The following is a 4,570-nucleotide window of genomic DNA, read 5'->3' on the forward strand; positions in this document are numbered from 1 at the left end:
CATATGGTACCGATAGGCTATCATGGTTCAGAAGATGATGCTAGATTACTAGTTGGGTTTTCAAAAAAAATTAACAAAGGCGAATTAAAAAAGTTTGAGAATTACATTGCTAATATTAATAATAAAGAAGAAATATTATGGTTTATAAACATTGAAAAACAGAATGACAATACTGCAAAATGGCATGCGACCGTATGGGATAAAAATAATAATATAATTTCAGAAGAATCTTTTCATGATAAATCACAATTTGTATGGTTATAAATAATAACTTTAATTAATATATGCCCCTCATTTATGGAGGGGCAATAAAAACTTTAAAAAACTACAAAATATATATTTAATACTACAAATAAAAATAGGAGGGGAAATATGAGTAAAAATAGGTATCAAAAGCATATAATGATAGAATATTTAGTTAAAAATAATAGAGAAAATGTACAGGAATATATTTTGGGATATAAAACAGTTAAAGATATATTAAAAGAGACAGGATTACCAAGATATGCTTTTTACACTGCGATTGAAGAAATAAACCCAGATATACCTAAGATTAGAAAAGAAAATAAAAATGAAGTTTTAGCCATTATCCACAAACAAATAATGAGATGTATACCTTATGAACATATAGAGTTTGATGCAAAGAGAATATTTGGACGTAATGGATCTTTTGAGAGCTATAGTATAGATAAACAAAAAGGTATTTTAGATAATCTATTAGATATTAATGGTTTTGAGATATCTAACATGACATTTATCTCACTTAGCAGGATGTTATCATGGTATAAACGTTATCGTATTAGAAATGACCTAAGAAAAGGGTCAGAGACAGGATATAGAATAGGGAAAAAATATGACATTAATACTTCTACAGTCTATATTATTAAGAAAAACATGAAAGAAAATAAGCAATTATTAACTGGAACTACATTACTACAGGAGTCAATTTTATTAGAAAACTTTGAAATATATAATCAATATAAAAGTGGGAAAACCCAAGAGCAATTAATTGAAGATTACGATATAGAAGAATGGATTTTAAATATATTATTAAATAGTATGAGAACAGTAGAAGAAATAATAGAAGATATAGTAAACCAATCTAAGTGAGGTGATTTGTTATGAGTGGAAAGTATGTAAAACCATTTTACAAATCAATCACTAATATTTTAATTTTAATCATTGTTTTGTTCTATTTGTATAACCTCATGATTAATAAAGATCATGCAATAACAGGAGCAACACCATATCAGATGATAAATGTGGGTGCTCTATCTCATACATCACCTCTGTGGGCATTTATAATATCGATTTTTGTACATGTATCATTTAGTCATTTTATTATAAATATTATTATGTTAGGTGTTTTAGGTCATGTAATAGAAACTGAATATAATAATTATATATATATAACTATATTTTTTGTAGGGGGGCTACTAGGAAACATTACAGGCTATCTGTTAAGTGATACTGCTGTCATATCTGGCGCTTCGGGGTCAATATATAGCTTATTAGGAGGATTTGCTGCATTGTTGATAATTAATAAAACGATAAACTTCCATACAAATAAGGCTCTAATAATATTACTATTATTAACTATAATGATAGGCATCACATATACTGCTATAGGTGAAGGTGTAAATATAATGGCGCATTTGATTGGTCTTTTGTGGGGTTTTGCATTACCTATTTTTTTATATATAATTGGAAATATAAAACAATATATACTTAAATAAATTAATTTTGGAGGGTGAAGTTGTATATGCGCCCTCTAATATTTGATAATAAAATTTACAAAAATAATTAAATGTAATATAATGTATTTAAGGTATCTTAGATAGAAAGGTGGCACAAGAATGGATATTAAAGACTATGTATCGATTAACCAAGATATAAAAACATTGAATAAATATATTTATAATTCGCTTGATATAACGCAAAACCATATAATGATTCTTTACTATGTTCTACAGTCAGAAAGACAAGAAATTAGTTTACAGGAACTAATCAGTACTATAAAAACAACTGGATCTATATTAACTAAACAAGTTAAAGAATTAGAAAAAAGAGGCTATATTACGAAAGAGCGGTGTGAGGATAACTTGAGGAAAGTATCTGTATCGATGACTAATCAACAAAAAGAAGATACAGTTGCTTTGTTAGAATTAATCAATGAATATATTGAAGAATACACAGTAAGCAATTAGTTAATAAATGAGGTGTGATTTAGTGAAACATTGGAAATTGATTCTAACAATTATACTTCTAATAATCACGATGGTTTGTTTATTTATTGGATTTGCAGAAAACAAAAAAATTAAACTAAATAATGATACTAAGCAAAGTGTGAGCAAAGGTAATAAGAATAGTGAAGTATCTATTGTAATGTTTGGTGATTTCAAGTGCCCATATTGTAAAAAATATAATGATAAAGTTTTTAGAAAACTAGATAATGACTATATTAAAGAGGGTAAAGTTTATTATAAATTTGTTAATCTAGCTTTTATGGGTGAAGATTCTATGAAGGCTGCTAAACTGGGACAATCTATATTTAAAACTGATCCTAAGAAATATTGGGAATATCATGAACATTTATATTCTATACAAAGTGATGAGGCAAAAAAACAAAAACAGTGGCTAACAAATGACTTATTAGGTAAAGAATTAAATAGTTTGAATTTAAAATCAGAGCAGCTTAATGATATTGAAGCCAACTATCGTAATAGTACTAAAATAAATGAATATGTGGAATCTGATAGGAATTTAAAAGATGAGTATAAAATACAACAAGTTCCAACAATGATGATAAATGGCAAGGTAGTTAAAGACATATATAACTATCAAAATGTAAAAAAACAAATAGATAAGGAACTTCAGTAATAGAAACTAAGAGTAATTTGAAAATAGGTATCTGTATTTAATATTTTTTAGCTCTCACTTTGTAAAGTGAGGGTTATTTTATTTGCAAAACTAACAAAAAATACTATAAAAATAATTGAAACGTCCATATAAGTACGATAAAATGAATGTAAGCTCTTCAAATGTTACAAATATAACTTAATAAAAACACTTAGGTATAAAAAACGAACAGATAAGTATTTTGAGATGATATAAGAACTGTTATTCATGCTTAACTGTATAAAAGGAGGATTGTATGGAAATAATAAGAAACATAATACATCAAAGTTTAGATTTTATAACAGATAAGTTGTCTAATCCTTTAATAGGTGGCGTTGTACTATTATTAATAATTTTCATAACACTAGTAAATAGTGCAGGTAATAGATAAATTGAAATGAGGTGAGGCTATTGTATGGGAACTTAGTTATTGATGATGTAATTAGGTTTATTAGTAAAGAGATAACTGAAAGAGACAAAAAGAATATAAATCTACATGAAGATAATATAGAAAATTATTGTAACAATCCTATAGATATAATAGATGCTAAATATAGAAACGTTAAAATTATATATGACTATATTCAAAATACAAATAGAGAAGAAGTGGATTACCTAGGTATTGATTTAGGTACTAAAACGTTTATGACATGTTCAGATGCAAATATTAATCATACATTTACTATAGAAAACGAGAAAATAGTAATGGCTATTAATAAATATATAAATAGAGCTACAAATAAAGAGTTATCAATAAACGAAGTTACTGAAAAATTTAAAAAGCAGATAGAAGAGCCTATATCATCTTCAATTAAAATACTTACTAAAAAATATAAAACAAATATTACTTATGTTATAGGATTGCCTCATATTCATACAACGACAAGCGAATTTTATATATTGGCTAGTGAAGTGATTGGTTTATTTAGGAAGTACAGCAAAAAGTATGGGTATAGAATACATTACGTGTACGAACATAATACATCTATCACATGTCCTAGTTGTCATGATATAGATAAAAACAATAGGAAAAAGAATAATAAATTTAAATGTAAAAAGTGCGGTTTTCAGCATTGGAATGATCATGAAATAGCTGCAAGTAATATAGTTAATCGCTATTTAGAAGAGCATAAAGCATAAGGAAAACCTTAAAAATTAAATTAAAAAATCATTGAGGTGTTGGGCAAATGGATGGAAAAGGTTATGGTATGGTACTTGTCGATGACAATGGTTGGGAAATAGCTGAAATCTTTATAAAAAAAGAAACTGCATTAATCGAAATTAACAAAATGAAGAGAACATTTGAAAAGGTTGGTCACAAAGGAACGAAAATTTATTTGTCTCAATTGAGCTATGACGTAAACAGTAAGAAGATTTTAGATAATCAACTTGTGAACCAATCATCTCAATTAAAAGTGGAATGTTAGTGGGTAAATAAAAATAAAAATCTTAAGCGAGGTACTTAAAATGAAAAAAATAGTGAGTTCAATTACAGCAACACTTTTACTATCTTCTGTATTAACAACACAGGCTTTAGCAGAGCAACAAAAAGATGAGAAAGAGCCAGAATTAAAAGATGATGTTATTACTTATGGTGCTAACTTAACATCTCAACAAAAAGATGATGTGAGAGAAAAATTAGGTGCTAGTGAAAAGTATAAATCTTATGATG

9 protein-coding genes are annotated in these 4,570 nt (G+C 26.8%); all 9 read left to right on the forward strand.

The window, feature by feature from the left end; all coding sequences use genetic code 11:
* The coding region (locus ACF91D_RS29440; RefSeq protein WP_392438263.1) for a hypothetical protein at window positions 1-264 on the forward strand (264 nt) is incomplete at its 5' end.
* Between the two features lie 108 nt (window positions 265-372).
* Entirely contained in the window at window positions 373-1,110 is a 738-nt protein-coding gene (locus tag ACF91D_RS29445; RefSeq protein ID WP_392438265.1) for a hypothetical protein, read from the forward strand.
* 11 nt (window positions 1,111-1,121) lie between these two features.
* A complete protein-coding gene (locus ACF91D_RS29450) occupies window positions 1,122-1,736 on the forward strand; it encodes a rhomboid family intramembrane serine protease (protein ID WP_392438267.1) in 615 nt (204 codons plus the stop codon).
* A gap of 120 nt (window positions 1,737-1,856) precedes the next feature.
* Window positions 1,857-2,207 carry a transcriptional regulator, SarA/Rot family gene (locus ACF91D_RS29455; RefSeq protein ID WP_392438269.1) on the forward strand — a complete coding sequence of 117 codons (351 nt, stop codon included), beginning with the start codon at window positions 1,857-1,859 and terminating at the stop codon, window positions 2,205-2,207.
* A 22-nt stretch (window positions 2,208-2,229) separates the two neighbouring features.
* The gene (locus ACF91D_RS29460; RefSeq protein ID WP_392438271.1) at window positions 2,230-2,880 is read left to right on the forward strand and encodes a DsbA family protein; all 651 of its coding nucleotides are present in this window, start codon (window positions 2,230-2,232) and stop codon (window positions 2,878-2,880) included.
* Window positions 2,881-3,154: 274 nt separating this feature from the next.
* Entirely contained in the window at window positions 3,155-3,289 is a 135-nt protein-coding gene (locus ACF91D_RS29465) for a hypothetical protein (protein WP_392438273.1), read from the forward strand.
* A 20-nt stretch (window positions 3,290-3,309) separates the two neighbouring features.
* Window positions 3,310-4,038: a zinc ribbon domain-containing protein gene (locus tag ACF91D_RS29470; protein ID WP_392438275.1), complete on the forward strand. Its 729-nt coding sequence runs from the start codon at window positions 3,310-3,312 to the stop codon at window positions 4,036-4,038.
* A gap of 47 nt (window positions 4,039-4,085) precedes the next feature.
* A complete protein-coding gene (locus tag ACF91D_RS29475; RefSeq protein WP_392438276.1) occupies window positions 4,086-4,325 on the forward strand; it encodes a hypothetical protein in 240 nt (79 codons plus the stop codon).
* A gap of 40 nt (window positions 4,326-4,365) precedes the next feature.
* Window positions 4,366-4,570: hypothetical protein (locus ACF91D_RS29480; RefSeq protein ID WP_392438277.1), on the forward strand; the 205-nt coding region annotated here is incomplete at its 3' end.

The sequence above is a fragment of the Staphylococcus sp. 231237_7MaSpsaltlick genome (genome assembly GCF_043107035.1).